The organism is Ruegeria sp. AI3 (assembly GCF_056541245.1).
The window spans coordinates 46,955-64,542 of the sequence record NZ_JBQFYA010000009.1; the positions used below are offsets into that span (position 1 = coordinate 46,955).

At 60.9% G+C, this 17,588-nt stretch carries 7 protein-coding genes; all 7 read left to right on the forward strand.

Going from position 1 to position 17,588, the window contains the following annotated elements:
• The first annotated feature begins 90 nt into the window (after positions 1-90).
• The 7 genes from ACRZ95_RS14250 to ACRZ95_RS14280 all read left to right on the forward strand — a co-directional run bounded on the left by ACRZ95_RS14250 (position 91) and on the right by ACRZ95_RS14280 (position 17,566).
• Positions 91-9,978, forward strand: a complete 9,888-nt coding sequence (locus ACRZ95_RS14250; protein ID WP_480555096.1) for an Ig-like domain-containing protein — start codon at positions 91-93, stop codon at positions 9,976-9,978.
• Between the two features lie 17 nt (positions 9,979-9,995).
• Entirely contained in the window at positions 9,996-10,754 is a 759-nt protein-coding gene (locus tag ACRZ95_RS14255) for a SapC family protein (RefSeq protein ID WP_170639838.1), read from the forward strand.
• Entirely contained in the window at positions 10,751-12,067 is a 1,317-nt protein-coding gene (locus tag ACRZ95_RS14260; RefSeq protein ID WP_170678617.1) for a TolC family protein, read from the forward strand. Before ACRZ95_RS14255 ends, ACRZ95_RS14260 begins: the two co-directional genes overlap by 4 nt.
• Before the next feature lie 7 nt (positions 12,068-12,074).
• Entirely contained in the window at positions 12,075-14,195 is a 2,121-nt protein-coding gene (locus tag ACRZ95_RS14265; protein ID WP_170678619.1) for a type I secretion system permease/ATPase, read from the forward strand.
• Positions 14,196-14,197: 2 nt separating this feature from the next.
• Positions 14,198-15,499 (forward strand): HlyD family type I secretion periplasmic adaptor subunit, encoded by a 1,302-nt coding sequence (locus ACRZ95_RS14270; protein WP_170678621.1) that lies wholly within the window; start codon positions 14,198-14,200, stop codon positions 15,497-15,499.
• Between the two features lie 103 nt (positions 15,500-15,602).
• Positions 15,603-16,130 carry a hypothetical protein gene (locus ACRZ95_RS14275; RefSeq protein ID WP_170481003.1) on the forward strand — a complete coding sequence of 176 codons (528 nt, stop codon included), beginning with the start codon at positions 15,603-15,605 and terminating at the stop codon, positions 16,128-16,130.
• 65 nt (positions 16,131-16,195) lie between these two features.
• Positions 16,196-17,566: a glutamate--cysteine ligase gene (locus ACRZ95_RS14280; RefSeq protein WP_170553793.1), complete on the forward strand. Its 1,371-nt coding sequence runs from the start codon at positions 16,196-16,198 to the stop codon at positions 17,564-17,566.
• Positions 17,567-17,588: the final 22 nt, after the last annotated feature.

Genomic DNA, 17,588 nt, shown 5'->3' on the forward strand with positions numbered 1-17,588 from the left:
TAGAGTGAGGTAGCAAATTTTCGCCGACGAATAGTCGGGGTCCGTTTTTGGCCTCGCTTTACCAGTATTTTCGATGGAGCCACCTCTCACATGAATATGCAGTCGCAACTGACAGGCCGCCTGGCCCGCACGCCTTCGTTCTCCCTATCTACTGTTGAGCTGCGCGGTGTCTCAGCCGAATTCGATCAGTCTATCAATGCGCTGCCAGAGACATTGGCGCAACCTGTGCGGGTTCCCACCGACACCAAAGAGCGAGGCGACTTTCTTAAGCAACTGGCGGCCAAATCCGCTGCCAAGCTGGCCGCTGGTAGTACCGCGCTAGTCCTTGTTTTGTTGAGTGCTGAGTCTGCCCAAGCGCAGTCTTCGGAGGTGTCTCTGCGCACATTGGACGGGGTGAAGTCCATTGAGGTTCTGCCCGATGGCACCGCCGAGGTCACATTGGAAAACGGAGCCGTCATGCGCCTGCCTGCGGGTAGCTTCACCGTGTCTGGCAGCGATGTTCTGGTCTCTGAGGCAGTTGCGCTGCAGATGACAGAAGCCGCAGCCGCGGGCGGAGGTGTGTCCGGGGGAACGCTGGCCGCAGTCGGCGGAGGGCTTGCCTTGGCCGGAGCCGCCGGTGGTGGCGGAGGTGGCGGTGGCAGCAGCGATGGAGGTGGCTCGGGATCGACGACTGCCCCCACCACGGGTACGGTCGTAGACGGCTATTTGGTCAACGCCACCGTTTTTCAGGATTTGAACGGCAACACGATTTTTGACGCCGGTGAGCCGAATACAACCACTGATGCACAGGGCAACTATTCCATTACCCTGGATCCGTCCAACCCGACTGCCAAGATTGTGTCGATTGGTGGTACGGATTCCTCGACGGGCCAGGCGTTCACGGGCACTCTGACGGCACCGGCGGGTTCAACCGTCATCACCCCGCTGACCACACTTGTACAGAGCCTTGTCGAAGCCAGCGCCGATAGCGACACGCCGCTGACCGCAGCCGAAGCAAATGAGCAACTGGCCGCCGCGCTGGGTTTGGGCAGCGACACCAACCTGTTGGAGCTTGACCCAGTTCAAGAGATCGAAAGCGCCAGCGACCCTTCGGATGCCGCAGCGTTTGCGGCGGCCGCTCAGGTTGCCGCAATCATCTCGGCAGCGGCGGCAACGCAATCCGATGCTCAGGGCAGTTCAAACGCCTCCGAGGCCGTGGCCGCATCGCTCGCTCAACAATTGCTGGACGCGGCGGCTGGCCCCGGTGATCCCGATCCGTCTTCGGTTCTGAGTGACGCCGATGCGATTGCAGAAGCGTTGGAAGAGGCTGAGGTTGAAGCGGGCGAGGCCAGCGCGATCGCAAATGGTGTTCAGGCCCTGAACGAGAATATTGATGAAGCCGTAGAGAATGCGGATCCCGGTGATCTTGATGCCCTGCAAAACGAGATCGTCGCCAACCAGGAAGTTGCACAGGGTACATTGGTCGATTTGGTTGAGTCGGGTGATATCGCCACGACTGATCCTGCAGATCTTGCCGATGAGGCGGACAATATCGTTCCGCTGGAACCGGTTGTCCTGTCTGAGGACTTCTTGAGTACCTACGGCCCGTCAAACTTGGATAGCGCTCCGGTCATGTCCGGCACTGGCCGCCCTGGCAGCATCGTTCGTGTGACCTTCAGCGATGGCGATGATGCGACACCTGACGCCAGCCGGACCACGACGGTTGATGGCGCTGGCAATTGGTTGTTCACGTTCGACGCCTCTGATTTCCCCGCTGCAAGTGGGGCTTACACGGTTGAGGTTGCGGCTGCGCCCTCTGGGGCATCTGTGTTCACCGTTCCGGCCGTCTCGGGTGGCAGCTTTGATGTTGATCTGACACCACCGGATGCACCTGTCCTGGGCACGTTGTCCAGCGATGACGCTCTGGCATTGGAGGAACGCGAGTCGGATCTGACGGTTTCAGGCACGGCCGAGGTGGGCGCCACTGTGGCCGTGACGATCGGCGGGGTCACTCTGACGGATAACGCCGCCGCCGATGGTTCGTTCAGCGTCACGTTCGATGCAAGCGACATCCCGAATAGCGACTTTACCATCACAGCCGAGGCTGCTGATAGCCTAGGTAACACTAGTGACGCTTCTGATCGTGACATCATGGTTGAGCCTGAGGTGAATCTGGACCCGACCATTGATCCAGTCTCTGGTACGCTGGGGTCTGCGGAACTGGCATCGGGCCTGACGGTCACCGGCACAGGCCGCGCAGGCAGCACGATCACCGTGTCCATCGACGGCGAGGATCAGAGCGCAACCGTTGGCGGTGACGGTACGTGGAGTGTTACATTTGCCGAGACAGATCTGCCAGGTGCAAGTGGCGACTATACGGTTTCTGCCGTGGCAACCTTGCCGCCGACCTCGTTCACCAGCGGGCCGGTTGACGGCGGAGGGTTCTCGGTCGATCTGACAGCCCCCGATGCGCCGTCGCTCGACACCATCGCGGGCAACAACGCGCTGGAGCTTGAGGAGCAGGGCGCGGACCTGACTATCACCGGTACCGCCGAGGCCGGCGCAACGGTTGAGGTTACCCTAAACGGCGCGGTTGAAACAGCGATTGCGGATGCGGGTGGCGCGTTCTCGGTCACCTTCGGCGCGGCCGATGTTCCTGGTACGGATTTCTCGGTAAGCGCCACGGCGACGGACCCGCTGGGCAATGAAAGCAGCGCGGCGACGCAACCCGTAACGGTCGAGCCGGTCTCGGCCCTGACCCCGACAATCACGCCGGTCTCGGGCACGTTTGGTCCGACCGAACTGGCCGCAGGGCTGGTGGTGTCCGGCACGGGCCGCGTGGGTAGCACCGTGACCGTCGATATCGACGGCGTCACGCAGGACGCAACCGTTGATGGCGACGGCAACTGGACAGCCACCTTTGCTGAGGCCGATTTGCCGGACGCGACGGGGGACTACACGGTCTCTGCTACGGCGGCCTTGGCGGGTACTTCTTTCTCCAGCGGTTCGGTCTCGGGCGGTGGGTTCTCGGTCGATCTGGACGCCGCCGCCGCGCCTGTTCTCGATGTGGTCGCAGGCAACAATGCCATCGAGTTGGAAGAAAGTGGCTTGGACCTGACCGTAACCGGTACCACGGATGAAGGTGCGACGGTTGAGGTCACAATCGGCAGCGTCACCCTGACAGACGTGGCCGGTGTGGGGGGCGTGTTCAGCGTCACATTCGATGCCGCTGACGTTCCGACCTCGGACTTCTCCATCAGCGCTGTGGCGTCGGATGATCTGGGCAATACCAGCGCTTCGGCAACGCAGGCGATCTCGGTCGAGCCGGTCTCAGCCTTGACCCCGACCGTTGATCCAGTCTCGGGTGTCCTGGGTGCGGATGATCTGGCAGCCGGCCTGACGGTCACCGGGACAGGCCGCGCCGGCAGCACGGTCACCGTGACGATTAATGCTGAGGATCAGGAGGCCGTCGTGGACGGCGACGGCAACTGGAGCGTGACCTTCGCTGAGGCAGACCTGCCTGCGACGACGGGCGACTACGCGGTGTCTGCCGTGGCGACCTTGCCTCCAACCGCGTTCACCAGCGGATCGGTTGATGGCGGCGGGTTCTCGGTCGATGTGACCGCGCCCGATGCGCCGGTGATTGACAGCGTCGCGGGCGACAACGCTCTGGACCTGGAAGAGCAGGGCGGAGACCTGACCATCATCGGCACCGCCGAGGCCTTCGCCTCGGTAGAGGTAGAGATCAACGGGGTCGTGGAAACCACCGTCGCCGACGATGGTGGCGTGTTCTCGGTAACCTTTGCAGCGGCGGATGTACCGGACGCGGATTTCTCGGTCAGCGCAACGGCCACGGACGCGGCAGGCAATACCGGTGACGAGGCCACTCAGGCCGTGACGGTTGAGCCGATTTCGACCCTGACGCCCACAATCACCCCGGTCTCGGGCACGTTTGGCCCGACCGAACTGGCCGCCGGGCTGGTGGTATCTGGCATGGGCCGTTTGGGCAGCACCGTCACCGTAACGATCGATGGTCAGGATCAGCAGGCCGTCGTTGACCCCGATGGCAGCTGGAGTGTGACCTTCGCTGAGGCAGATCTGCCGGACTCCAGCGGCGACTATTCGGTGTCTGCCGTGGCAACTCTGCCGCCGACCTCTCTGTCCAGCGGGTCGGTTGATGGCGGCGGTTTCTCGGTTGACGTAACCGCACCTGACGCGCCGCTTCTGGACGCGGTCGCTGGTGACAATTTCATCGACCCGTCCGAGCAAGCCGATGATCTGGTCATCTCGGGCACGGCCGAGGCGTTCAGCACCGTCACCGTCACAATCGGTGCGGAATCCCAGCAAGCAACTGCTGACGTGAATGGTGATTTCTCGGTCATCTTCGCTGCGGCGGATGTGCCGACCTCGAATTTCCAGGTGACTGCGGTCGCCGAAGATGCGCTTGGCAATACCAGCGCGGCAACCGATCGGTCGGTTCTGGTGGGTGCGGTTGGTCAGACGATCACCGGCACCAACGGCGATGATGAGCTGTCGGGCACACCCGGTGACGACACGATCAACCCGGAAGGCAACGACGGTGAGGCCGGTGGTCTCGATATCATCAATGGCTCTCTGGGAGATGATGAGATCGACCTGAGCACATCCGGCGGCACCAGCTTTGTTGAACTGAACTACGCCGTGCTGGACGGCCCGATCAACGTTACACTGGACTATGCCAACAACACGGGTTCGGTGGATAAAGATGCCGATGGTACCGACACGCTGATCAGCCCGGAAACTCCGGGCGAGGCGTTCGGGATCGGCCTTGTTGGGACGCAGGGCGACGACACATTTACTGTCGTTCAGGACGGTGTCGAGACATGGGCGGGCATCTTCTACGAAGGCGGAGATGACACCGTCAACGTAACGTTGGACACCGGCATCGTGCGTGTGAATGCGGTGACCACCGGCCCGGTGGAAGAAGATGTCACGGCGGATCTGACCACGGGCGATATCACTTTCGCCAGCGGCTCGATTGATCTGAACGTGACCGGCTCCGGCGGCCAGATTGAATTGGAAACCGGCGATGGTGATGATGACGTAACCGGCTCTGATGCGGATGAGCGTTTCATTCTGGGCGCAGGCACTGACACGCTGGATGCGGGCGGTGGGTTCGACCTTGTGCGCTATGACCGTGCTGTCGTGACCGATGGTGTGACAGTCAACCTGCAAACCGGGGTCGCAACCGGTATTTGGGACGGTCAGGCCTTTACCCATAGTCTGTCTAACGTTGAGCGCGTGCGCGGTTCACGCACGGGCGACGACATGCTGACGGCGGCTGATACCGGTTCGCGGCTTGAGGGGCGTGGCGGCGACGATACGCTCGTCGGCGGTGCTGGCGATGATCTGCTGATCGGTGGTGATGGTGCGGATACGTTCTTTGTCGGACGTGGCAACGACACCATTCAGGACTATCAGGGCGACACCATCGACACAATCGAGCTGGACCCTGCCTATACCGAGGCCGAAATCGACGCAGCCGTTGCGGCGGCGGTGCAGGATGGCGACGCTGTGGTGGTCACTTTCGTCTCGACCGGTGCAACGCTCCGGCTGGAAGGCTGGACGGTTGCCGAGCTACAGGCCGAAAATGCAGGTGGTGGTTCCGACGTCATCGGCACTCCGGGTGATGACGTTCTGGATGGCACACCCGGTGACGACACGATCAACCCGGAAGGCAACGACGGTGAGGCCGGTGGTCTCGATATCATCAATGGCTCTCTGGGAGATGATGAGATCGACCTGAGCACATCCGGCGGCACCAGCTTTGTTGAACTGAACTACGCCGTGCTGGACGGCCCGATCAACGTTACACTGGACTATGCCAACAACACGGGTTCGGTGGATAAAGATGCCGATGGTACCGACACGCTGATCAGCCCGGAAACTCCGGGCGAGGCGTTCGGGATCGGCCTTGTTGGGACGCAGGGCGACGACACATTTACTGTCGTTCAGGACGGTGTCGAGACATGGGCGGGCATCTTCTACGAAGGCGGAGATGACACCGTCAACGTAACGTTGGACACCGGCATCGTGCGTGTGAATGCGGTGACCACCGGCCCGGTGGAAGAAGATGTCACGGCGGATCTGACCACGGGCGATATCACTTTCGCCAGCGGCTCGATTGATCTGAACGTGACCGGCTCCGGCGGCCAGATTGAATTGGAAACCGGCGATGGTGATGATGACGTAACCGGCTCTGATGCGGATGAGCGTTTCATTCTGGGCGCAGGCACTGACACGCTGGATGCGGGCGGTGGGTTCGACCTTGTGCGCTATGACCGTGCTGTCGTGACCGATGGTGTGACAGTCAACCTGCAAACCGGGGTCGCAACCGGTATTTGGGACGGTCAGGCCTTTACCCATAGTCTGTCTAATGTTGAGCGCGTGCGCGGTTCACGCACGGGCGACGACATGCTGACGGCGGCTGATACCGGTTCGCGGCTTGAGGGGCGTGGCGGCGACGATACGCTCGTCGGCGGTGCTGGCGATGATCTGCTGATCGGTGGTGATGGTGCGGATACGTTCTTTGTCGGACGTGGCAACGACACCATTCAGGACTATCAGGGCGACGCCATCGACACAATCGAGCTGGACCCTGCCTATACCGAGGCCGAAATCGATCAAGCCATTGCAGACGCAGTGCAAGATGGCGACGCAGTAGTTGTCACCTTTGTCTCAACCGGTGCGACTGTGCGGTTCGAGGGTTGGACTGTAGCGGATCTACAAGATGAAATCGGGGGTAGTGGTTCCGACATTATCGGCACGTTTGGTGATGATGTTCTGGACGGTACCGCTGGTGATGACTTCATCGACCCGCAGGGCAATGATGATGGGTTTGACCTCATCAACGCCTCGACTGGAGATGATGAGATCGACTTCTCGAACTCGGGTGGTGAAAGCTTTGTCGAGCTGAATTATTCAGTGCTAGACGGCCCGATCACGGCCTCGATCGACTATGCCAACAATACGGGCTTTGTCGACAAGGGCGCGGACGGGTTCGACTCGCTGACCAACCCCAACACAACCGGGGAATCTCTTGGTATCGGTCTTGTCGGAACCGCTGGCAATGACACCTACAATATCACGCAGGGTACTGGCTTTTCGTGGGCTGGGATTGTTTATGCCGGTGGCAATGACGTGATCAATGCCAGCCTGAACGAAGGTATCGTCCGTGTCGATACAAGTGGTGAGGCGACCACGGCCGATCTTTCGACTGGCCTGATCAGCTTTGCTAGCGGAAGCATCCAATTGAATGCGACAGGCTCTGGCGGTCGGATAGAGCTGCGGACATTTGACGAAGACGATTTCATCACCGGTTCGGACGCGGATGAGCGGTTCATTTTGGGTGCAGGGACCGACACGCTTGACGGTGGCGCAGGTTTTGACACCGTGCGCTATGACCGTGGTGATGTGACGACGGGTGTGACCGTGAACCTTGCCACCGGGATCGCGACCGGCTTGTGGGATGGTCAGGCTTTTGAACACAGCTTGTCCAATGTCGAAGCAGTGCGCGGTTCTCGGACGGGAGATGATACCCTGACTGCGGCGGATACGGACGCGTTCCTGGATGGTCGCGGTGGCAATGACACCATCACTGGCGGCGCGGGTGAGGATATCCTCATCGGCGGCGAAGGTGATGATACGTTGCAGGGCAACGCTGGCGAAGACTTGTTCATCGTTGGACGTGGTAATGACATCATTCGCGACTTTGAGGCCGGGATCGACGACATCGAACTGGACAACAATGCCACAGATGAAGAGGTCGCTCTGGCCGTGCAAAACGCCGAGCAGATCGGCGATGATGTCAGGATTACCCTGCCGGATGGCGCGACGATCCTGTTCGAAGACTGGACGGTTGCGAACTTCCAGCAGGAATACGCGGATCGCTTTGCGGTCAATCCGATCATCGGAACGGACGGTCCGGATGTTATCGATGGAACCGATGGCAATGACTTCATCAACCCGCTGTCTAGCGGTGATGGAGATGACGTCATCAACGGCTCGCTCGGGGATGATGAGTTTTTTCTGTCAAACGTGGACAGTGAGAGCTTTGTCGAGTTGCGCTATGACGGGCTGACCGGACCGATAGAGGCCTTCGTTGATTTTGCCAACAACAATGGTGTGGTCAACAAGGGCGGGGATGGCGTGGATACCATTACCGATCCGCTTGCAGCTGGCGAAGCCTTTGGTCTGGGAATCTCGAGCACCTCTGGGGATGACACGATCAACATCACTCAGGGCAGCGGTTTCTCGTGGTTCGGAGCATTTTATGCGGGCGGCAATGACACCATTAACGCCAATCTGAACTCGGGCATCATCCGCATTGATACGGGCGGTGGCGCGACGACTGCAAACCTTGATACCGGCGACATCACCTTTGCAGGTGGTTCCATTGACCTGAACGTGACCGGCTCGGGTGGTCGGATCGAGCTGAGGACCTTTGACGAGGATGACAACGTGACCGGCTCGGACCGGGATGAACGCTTCATTCTGGGCGCAGGTACGGATGTTCTGAATGCGGCTGGTGGGTATGACGTCGTGCGTTATGACCGCGGCGATGTCACCACCGGCGTGACGGTGAACCTGGAAACAGGTATCGCAACCGGTATTTGGGACGGCCAAGCCTTTACCCATACGTTGTCGAATGTCGAAGAGGTTCGTGGCTCGCGTACCGGCGATGACACACTGACGGCGGCGGATACCGGCTCGGTCCTTGAAGGGCGCGGCGGTGTAGACACCTATACGGGTGGTGCGTCCGAGGACATCTTCATTGTGGGTGAGGGTCATGATGTCGTCTACAATTTCGATATCGACGTCGATCAACTACAAGCTCGGAATGGTGCCTTTGAATTCGGGCTGCCGGACTATGAGGATGTCATCTTCGACGGTCAGCCGTCCCTGCGCTTCAACCTCAGCCCTGACGACTCTGTCACACTGGTCGGATGGCGCGCACAGGACCTTGAAAACTCGATCGCGGAGGAGCTTCTGTCGCTGACACCCGGGCGGATGAACAATCCGGCCACGCTGACAGTCGCTGGTGCGGGGAACCTTGCTCTTATCGCGTCGGACATCACCGAGTTCCTGCAGACGCAATCGACGACCGAGTTCACATTCTTCGAAGTTGGTGCAGCGGAAAACTACGCCTTGTCGGTCACCGGCAGTGGGTTGTCTCTGTCCGGCCTACCCGGCAGCGAAGTTCTCTCGGGCACGGTCGACGCAGCCAACCTTACCTTGGATGGCAGCCCGGTCTGGTCGCTGACTGATCTGGGAATTCCGTTTGCTGACTTTGCTGCAATGCTCGACAGCGCCACGAATGAAGGTGCGATCGACTACTCGCTCGGCCTTGGCGCGCGCGATCTGATCGTTGTCGCCGATGATGCGGCGCAGGATATCCGTATCGAAGGCGTCGATCACTGGATCGAGGCGGGCGGTAGCGACGATGCTGTCACCTTCAACGGCGGCGGCAATGCGGCCATCATCGTCGGGGATGGAGCCGATACGGTTGATATCGCAGGAAGCACCCCGGCAGAGGATCGTGCGTTCATCTATATCGACCCAGCCGACTCGGGCACCAATGTGATCAACGGCTTCCGCTTCACCGATAGCGAAGACTCCGGCGATCGCATCGTAGTCGAGTATGATCCGGCCGAGTTCTCGATCGCGTGGGAGGTCGATGACGCGACTGATCAGGCGGACCTGAATTCCATCGCGGCAACGTTTGATCCGATTGGACCGGGCGAATACGCTCTGTTCTTCGATCAAGGCGGCAACGCCGTGCTGCAGGATCTGATCGAAAGTGGCGCACCGGGGGTCAACTATACCCTTGGCGACACAATCGCGAGCTTCACCAATGCGGATGTCAGCGGGCTTTCGGGCAGCAATCTCGGTGGTTACAATATTGAAGGTTTCCTGCAATATTCCGAGATCGATCTGCCACCCGCGTCCGAGCTGGTTTAACACCCCGGAGGGTGCCCATGACTTCACCCGTCGCGATCACGCCGCGACCTCTGACACACAAGGACTGCGCCGGTTTACACTGGCGCAGTCCTTCCGATTTCGGTTTTGTTGATCATGTGCCCTCGGTTCTGGTCGGGGCGTCGGAACTGTCCTCGGTAACGCTTGAGATGCCCTGGTATTTTGCGCAGGCCAACGGCAAGTGGCACGCGCTTGCGCCCTTGCGTTCGGACGCCAGGCTGAAATTCAACCATGTGCCGTTCTTGCTACGCATGTATCCGTTCACCCTTCTGTCGGACGCGGACAGTTTCGTGCTTGGCATCTGGCAAGACCCTGACTGTATCGGCGAAACCGGGCACCCGATTTACGACGGTGCGCAATTGCACCCGAGGTTAGAGCCGGTTGCCAACGCGTTCTCTCGTTTTGTCAAAGGCTTGGATGCGCTGCGTAAAATCGGTGCTGCGTTGCATGAGGCGGGTATTCTGCAACCGACCCCGCAGCAAGCCAGTGACACGGGCCAGCTGTTCCAAACGGATGAGGACGCCCTGCGCGCTCTGCCAGCAGATACCCTGTCTGAACTTGCGAAATCCGGTGCGCTGGGGGCGGCATATGCGCAGTTATTGTCACGCACGCATTTAAAAAGAACGGCAAGGCCCGAGGTTGCTTCCCAACCGCAAAATACTCCTGTAACGCGAGAAGAAGACCGCGCCTTTCTGGATGCATTGACCGATGATCTTCTGGAGGGCGCTGAACTAAAACCAGGAGCGTTGGCACCATGAAGACTTGGTTGTCGGTTGTGATGACCACACTTGTTTTGGCGGGGTGCAGTGAGGATTTGCAGGGCACGCAGTCGTTCGACCCTGCAGCCGAACCCGCCGCGCAGCCTGCGGCGGCGCAAAGCAACCTGAAGGGTAGCGTCGCGCGCACGGACTTTGCCGAACTGGTGCGCAGATCTGTCGCCACGTCGCCGACGACTGCGGCTGGAACCGCCAATGTTCTGGCCTCGCAATCCCGGATCGAGGCCGAAAGGGGTGCGTTCCGACCCCAGCTAAACGCCGAAACCTCTCTGACCTCTGACGGGGATACGGTTCCGATCCTGAGGTTGAGCCAGATCATCTATGACGGCGGCAAGGTTTCAGGCCGTGTCGGGCTGCGCCAGATCGAGGCGCGTCAGACCTGGTTGAGCGAGCTGTCAGAGCTGAGCGCTCAGAGCTTTGAGGCGATTGAGGCCATCATTGACCTTGACCGCAACCGTCGTCTTGAAGATCAGGCCCGACAAAACCTTGAACGCACCAAGGCGTTGGTCAGCGATTTGCAATCCCGGTTCGATGCCGGTGCCGGATCGGTGGCGGATCTGCTGGCGGGTCAGGGCCGCCAGTCCAATGCAGAAACCGAGCTGGCGCAGGCCGAAACAGATGTCGAACTGGCAACCGCCACCTGGATCGAAGTGTTCGGCAGCCGCCCGAGTGCCATTCCAACCATCCCTCCGGCACCGGTTCTGGCGGGCACAACCTCGCAGGCTATGGTCGAACGCAGCCCGCGACTACGAACACAGGTCGCCGTCAGTGAGGTACGCCAGCAAGAGGTTGTCGTGGCCGAGCGCGCGACGCGCCCGACCCTGTCCGCGATCCTTGAGACCGACTTCAACGAAGGCAGTATCGACAATGGGGCGCAGGCCCGTCTGGGCGTGAATGTCCCGATCTATCAGGGTGGCTCGGCCCGCGCCAATGTGGAAACGGCAAGGGCCAATCTGCAGCAAAGTGAGGCCGATGCAGAAGAGCTGCGCCGCGAATTGCAGCGCAATCTGTCTCAGGCTCTAGAAGAGACGAACTCGATCCAGCGACGACTTGCGACGGCCCGCCGTGCGGTCGAGATCAACGAACAGGCACTTGATGCAGCGCGGGGGCAGTTCAACATCGGACGGTCGACCATCGTGCAGATTCTGGATGCTCTGCGCGAGCTGAACCTGGCTCAGGTCCGGGTCATCCAGCTTGAGGCACAGGCGCGCCGGGCTGAATATGCGGTGCTTGCGGTGACAGGCGATATTCTGGATGCGCTGGGCGTCGCACAACCGACTGATCCAACCTTGTGATATTCCCATGACCCCAACCGCCACAGACCCGCTGATCACCCATCTTCAGCTTTTGACAGAGCGGTTGGGCCACGGGCTGTCCGAAGCGGATCTGTTTCGCGTTTTCAAAAGCAGCAGTGAGGCTTACGCGGTCAAAGACGCGGTTAGCGCGCTTGAAGCGGCGGGCTACAAGGCTGATTTTGGTAAGGCACGCTTGCTCAAGCTCGACCCGATCCTGTTCCCGGTCCTGGCTTTCGATGCGGATGGGGTGCCGTTTGTGGTGCTCGACCGCGAAGACAAGGACCGCTTTCTTGTCATAGATGCCAGTAGCGGATCGTCGGAGCCTCAGATCTGGCGTCGCAAGGACCAGCGTATTGCCAAAGCGCGCTGGATCCTGCGCGCCTCACGCGCCCGGCGCTCGGAGGAGGATCGCACGACGCCGCAAGGCCATTGGTTCTGGTCGGCGTTCAGCGATCTGCGTGGCGTGTATGTTCAGATCATCCTCGCCGCGATGGTGACCAGTATTCTGGGGCTGGCGACCTCATTGTTCACGATGGTTGTCTATGACCGCATCCTGCCGAATGAGGCCGTGGACAGCCTGTTGGCGCTGGTCGCCGGGGTCGGGTTCGCGCTGCTGTTCGACTTTTTGATCAAGAACCTGCGGTCGCGCTTTATCGATACGGCCGGAAAGCGCGCGGATATGAAGATTGCAGAGCGTCTCTTCAACCAACTCATGGCGCTGAAGATGAAGGCGCGGGGCGGGCAGAACGGGCGCATGGCCTCAATCCTGCGGGATTTTGAGGTGGTGCGGGATTTCTTCACCTCGGCCTCTCTGGTCGCGCTGGTCGATCTGCCGTTCCTGCTGGTGTTTATCGGGGTGATTTGGGCCATCGGCGGCCCGCTGGCGCTGGTCCCGGCGATTGCGGTGCCGATTACTCTGCTGTCCGGCCTGCTGGCGCAGCCGTTCCTCAGCCGCTATGCGCGCGAATCCAGTGTTGATGGGCAGACCAAACAATCGGTTCTGATGGAAACCCTGACGGGGATGGAGACGCTCAAGACCACCGGTGCGGAACCGGTCATGCGCGCTCGCTGGGACGATACGGTGCGGGCGCAAGCGGACAGTTCCGGCAAGACGCGGTTGGTGTCTCAGGGCACGGTGAACCTGACGCTTCTGGTGCAGCAGATCGCGCAGGTCGCCATCGTGTTCTATGGCGTTTTCCTGATACGGGACGGGGTGATCTCGATGGGCGCGCTGATCGCCTGTGTGATCCTGACGGGCAAGACGCTGGCCCCGCTGTCGCAATTGGCGCAGGTGCTAACGCGGCTGAATCAGGCGCGGGTCGCCTATGGCCAGATCGACGCGCTGATGCAGCAGGAAGTCGAGCGTGAGGCCGGTCGCCGCTACCTGTCGCGCCGCACGATCGCGGGGCAGATCGAATTCAAAGGCGTCAGCTTTGCCTATGATGAGGCCTTGGGCTCGATCCTCAAGGATATCGACCTGTCGATCAAACCCGGTGAGAAGGTGGCCATTCTCGGCCCTGTCGGGTCGGGCAAAAGCACGCTGGCGCGCCTCATTCTGGGCCTCTACGAACCCGATGACGGTGCGGTGCTGCTGGACGGTCTGGATGCGCGCGCCGTGGATCCCGCAGACAAGACGCGCAACATTGGCGCCGTCTTGCAGGATTGCTGGCTGTTCTCGGGAACGCTGCGCGAAAACATCATCGCCGGGCGCTTTGGCGTGACGGATGATGAGGTTCATAGCAAGGCCGCCATCTCTTTGGCCGACCGCATCGCGGCGGCGCATCCGCATGGCTACGATATGCAGGTGCATGAGGGCGGCGCAGGTGTGTCTGGCGGGCAGCGTCAAGCGGTGGCCATCGCGCGGGCGCTGATTGGTGATCCGCCGACGCTTGTGATGGACGAGCCGACCTCGGGCATGGATGTGCAGACGGAATCGCAGGTGATCGAGAACCTGAAAGGCTGGCTATCGGAGGACCGGACGCTGGTGCTGGTGACCCACAGAACCAGCCTGTTGCAATTGGTCGACCGGGTTATTGTTCTGAATGGCGGCAAGGTCACTTATGACGGCAGCAAGGACGATATGTTGGTCCGCAACCGCCCGGCAGCGCGCGCCGTGAAGGAGGCGTAAGGATGGCCGGGGCAGATTTCACCGCAACAGCGCGCGAGCTGCGCGGCAGGCGTGGTGCCGCCGGTGGCCTGATCCTGCTGTCGGTCGTGACTTTGCTGGCCGTTGTGCTGACCTGGGCCTATTTCACCGAGATCGACGATGTAACGCGGGCCGAGGCGCGCGTGGTGCCCTCGCAGCTTGTGCAGGTGGTTCAGGCGGCGGAAACCGGCACCATCACTGAGATCAACATCCGCGTCGGCGATACGGTTGAGGCCGGGGACGTTCTGATGCGCTTCGACCCCGCGCTTCTGCGGGCCGAGCTGGACACCGCCGTATCCGAGGCCACCGCCCTGCGCCTGCGCCGCGCCCGGCTTGAGGCGCAGATTGACGGAGAGCCATTCGACATGCCTGATCGCGAGGGCGTTGAGGGGAAACTGCTAAACGCGGAACGGGATCTGTTCTCGGCCATGGCAGCACATCTGACCGCCGATCTTGAGGTTCTGGACGCCCGCCGCGAGATCAAGCTGGCCGAGATCGAGGCCGCCCGGATCAGCAAGGATGTGAACAATGAGACCATCGGCCTGCTGGAGGAAGAGATCAGCGTGATCCAGCCTCTGGTCGAGCGTCGGATCGAAAGCCCCATCGCTATGATCGACCTGCGCCGGGAACTCAGCCGTCAGAACGGGCAGTTGAGTGACGCCGGTAACCGTATTCTGATGGCGCAGGCTGCACTGACCGAGATCGACAGCCAGATCGTGGCCCGCAAGCGGGAGTTTCGCTCGATCGCCAACCGCGAATTGACCGAAACGCAGGCCGGGCTGGCCGCGCTTGAAACCCGCATTCCTGCGCTTCAGGCCCGATTGGCGCGGGCGGAAATCCGTGCCCCGGCGCGGGGTGTGGTCAATCAGGTGTTGATCTCGACGCTGGGCGGAGTGGCGCAGCAAGGCCAGACCGTGGCCGAGATCGTGCCCTTTGGCGACACCGTCACGGTCGAGGCCTATGTAGCCCCCGATGACATCGCCTTCATCCGGCCCGATCAGGATGTGAAGGTGCGTATCACCGCCTATGACGCCTCGCGCTATGGCGCGCTGGATGGGCGGGTGACGCGGATCGGCGCGGATACGATTCTGGCCCCGGATGGGGAAACCTCGGTCTATGTGGTCGAGATCCAGCTGGACGGCTCGCTGACCGATGCCGATGGGCAGAAACTGGATGTGATCCCCGGCATGGTCGCGCAGGTCGATATGCTGTCCGAGCCGAAGACGGTGCTGGAATATCTGACCAAACCGGTGATCCGCGTCAAAGACCGCGCCTTCCGGGATTAGGTCAGGAAACCAAGCCCCCTCTTGAACTCTGTACCGCTCGGCCCGATTTTGAGGGGGCTGGGGATCGCCCACCATGTCCAAGCGCTGAAACAGGAAAACCGACATGAGTTTCATTCGACCCGAAGCCAAATTGGCCCTCTGGCGCTGGCGCGAAGTTGTCGCTGCCGGTTTCGTTCTGGTTTTGGGCCTCAGCTGGGTCAGTGGACCCGGCGGTCTGCTGGGCGTTCTGGGCTGGGTACTGGTGGCTGTCGCAGTCGCTCTGACCGTGATCGGCGTGCAGCGTGCCCGGTTCCGTACCGGCGCAGGCGGGCAGGGCGTAGTCAGCGTCGATGAGGGGCAGATCACCTATCTCGGCCCGCTGGATGGCGGCATGGTGGCAACGCGCGAGATCGAGCGACTCGCGCTTGATCCAACCTCAAGCCCGGCGCATTGGGTGTTGGACCAACCGGGTCAACCGACGCTTCACATTCCTGTGAATGCAGAAGGGGCCGAGGCGCTATTCGACGTGTTCTCGGCGCTGCCGGGGTTGAAAACGCAACAGATGCTGGCCGAACTCCACGGCGGGTCGCGCCATCCGGTAGTGATCTGGGAAAAAACCTCCTCGCGCCCGGCCCACCTTAGGCTGCATTGACACTGGCGCGGTTTGCGCTCAGGACTGACCGATAAGACAGACACATCAGGATCGGAGATCGGTTCATGTCCATCCCTCAGTCCGGCGGCGGTCCGATCGAGCGCCACGAGCAATTGGCCGAATATCTGGAATCGGGCTGCAAGCCCAAGGCCGATTGGCGTATCGGGACCGAGCATGAGAAGTTCGGCTATTGCAAAGACACCCTCAAACCGCTGCCATTCGAGGGCAAGCGTTCCATCGTTGCGGTGCTTGAGGGGCTGCGCGACCGCCATGGCTGGGCCGAGGTGCGTGAAGCGGGCCATCTGATCGGGCTAGAAAAAGACGGCGCAAATGTCAGCCTTGAACCCGGCGGCGCGTTGGAATTGTCAGGCGCTCCGCTCGAGACGATCCACGAGACATGCGATGAGGTTAACACCCACCTACGCGAGGTGAAGGATATCGCCGATGAGATCGGCGTGGGGTTCATCGGTCTGGGCGCGGCTCCGATCTGGACCCATGAAGAGATGCCGCTGATGCCCAAGGGGCGCTATCGGCTGATGAACGACTACATGGAAGAAGTTGGCACCATGGGCCGCGCCATGATGCGCCGGACCTGCACGGTTCAGGTCAATATCGACTTCGGATCCGAGGCCGACATGGTGCAGAAACTGCGCGTTGCGCTGGCGCTGCAACCGGTGGCGACGGCGCTGTTCGCGAACTCCCCGTTCTTTGAGGGCAAGGTGAACGGCCAGAAAAGTTGGCGCAGCCACATCTGGCGGCATCTGGACGATGCGCGCACCGGCATGCTGCCTTTCGTGTTCGAAGAGGGCTTCGGGTTCGAGCGCTACGTGCAGTACGCGCTCGATGTGCCGATGTATTTCGTCTATCGCGACGGCCAGTATATCAACGCGCTGGGCATGTCCTTCCGCGACTTCCTGAAGGGCGAGCTGCCCGCACTGCCGGGTGAGACACCGACTCTGTCCGACTGGGCCGATCATCTGACCACGGCTTTCCCCGAAGCGCGGATCAAGAAATTCATGGAAATGCGCGGTGCCGATGGTGGCCCGTGGCGTCGTCTGTGCGCGCTGCCGGCTTTCTGGGTCGGCCTGACCTATGACCAAACCGCGTTGGATGCGGCGTGGGATCTGGTCAAAACCTGGGATGCTGAAACCCGCGAGGAACTGCGTGTTCAGGCGGCGGTCAAAGGCCTGCAGGCCCAGGTCGGAGACATCAACATGCACGATCTGGCGCGTGAGGTCGTGGCGATCTCTGAGGCTGGTCTGAAAGCCCGTGCTTTCCCCGGTGCTGGCGGTCTGGTCCCGGATGAAACGCATTTCCTGAACGCGTTGAAGGAAAGCATTGACACCGGCAAGGTGCCTGCCGATGAGTTGCTGGAACACTACAATGGCGACTGGAACGGCGACCTGACCCGGATTTTCCCCGAATACAGCTATTGATCCGCCCGGTCCCGCTTGCATT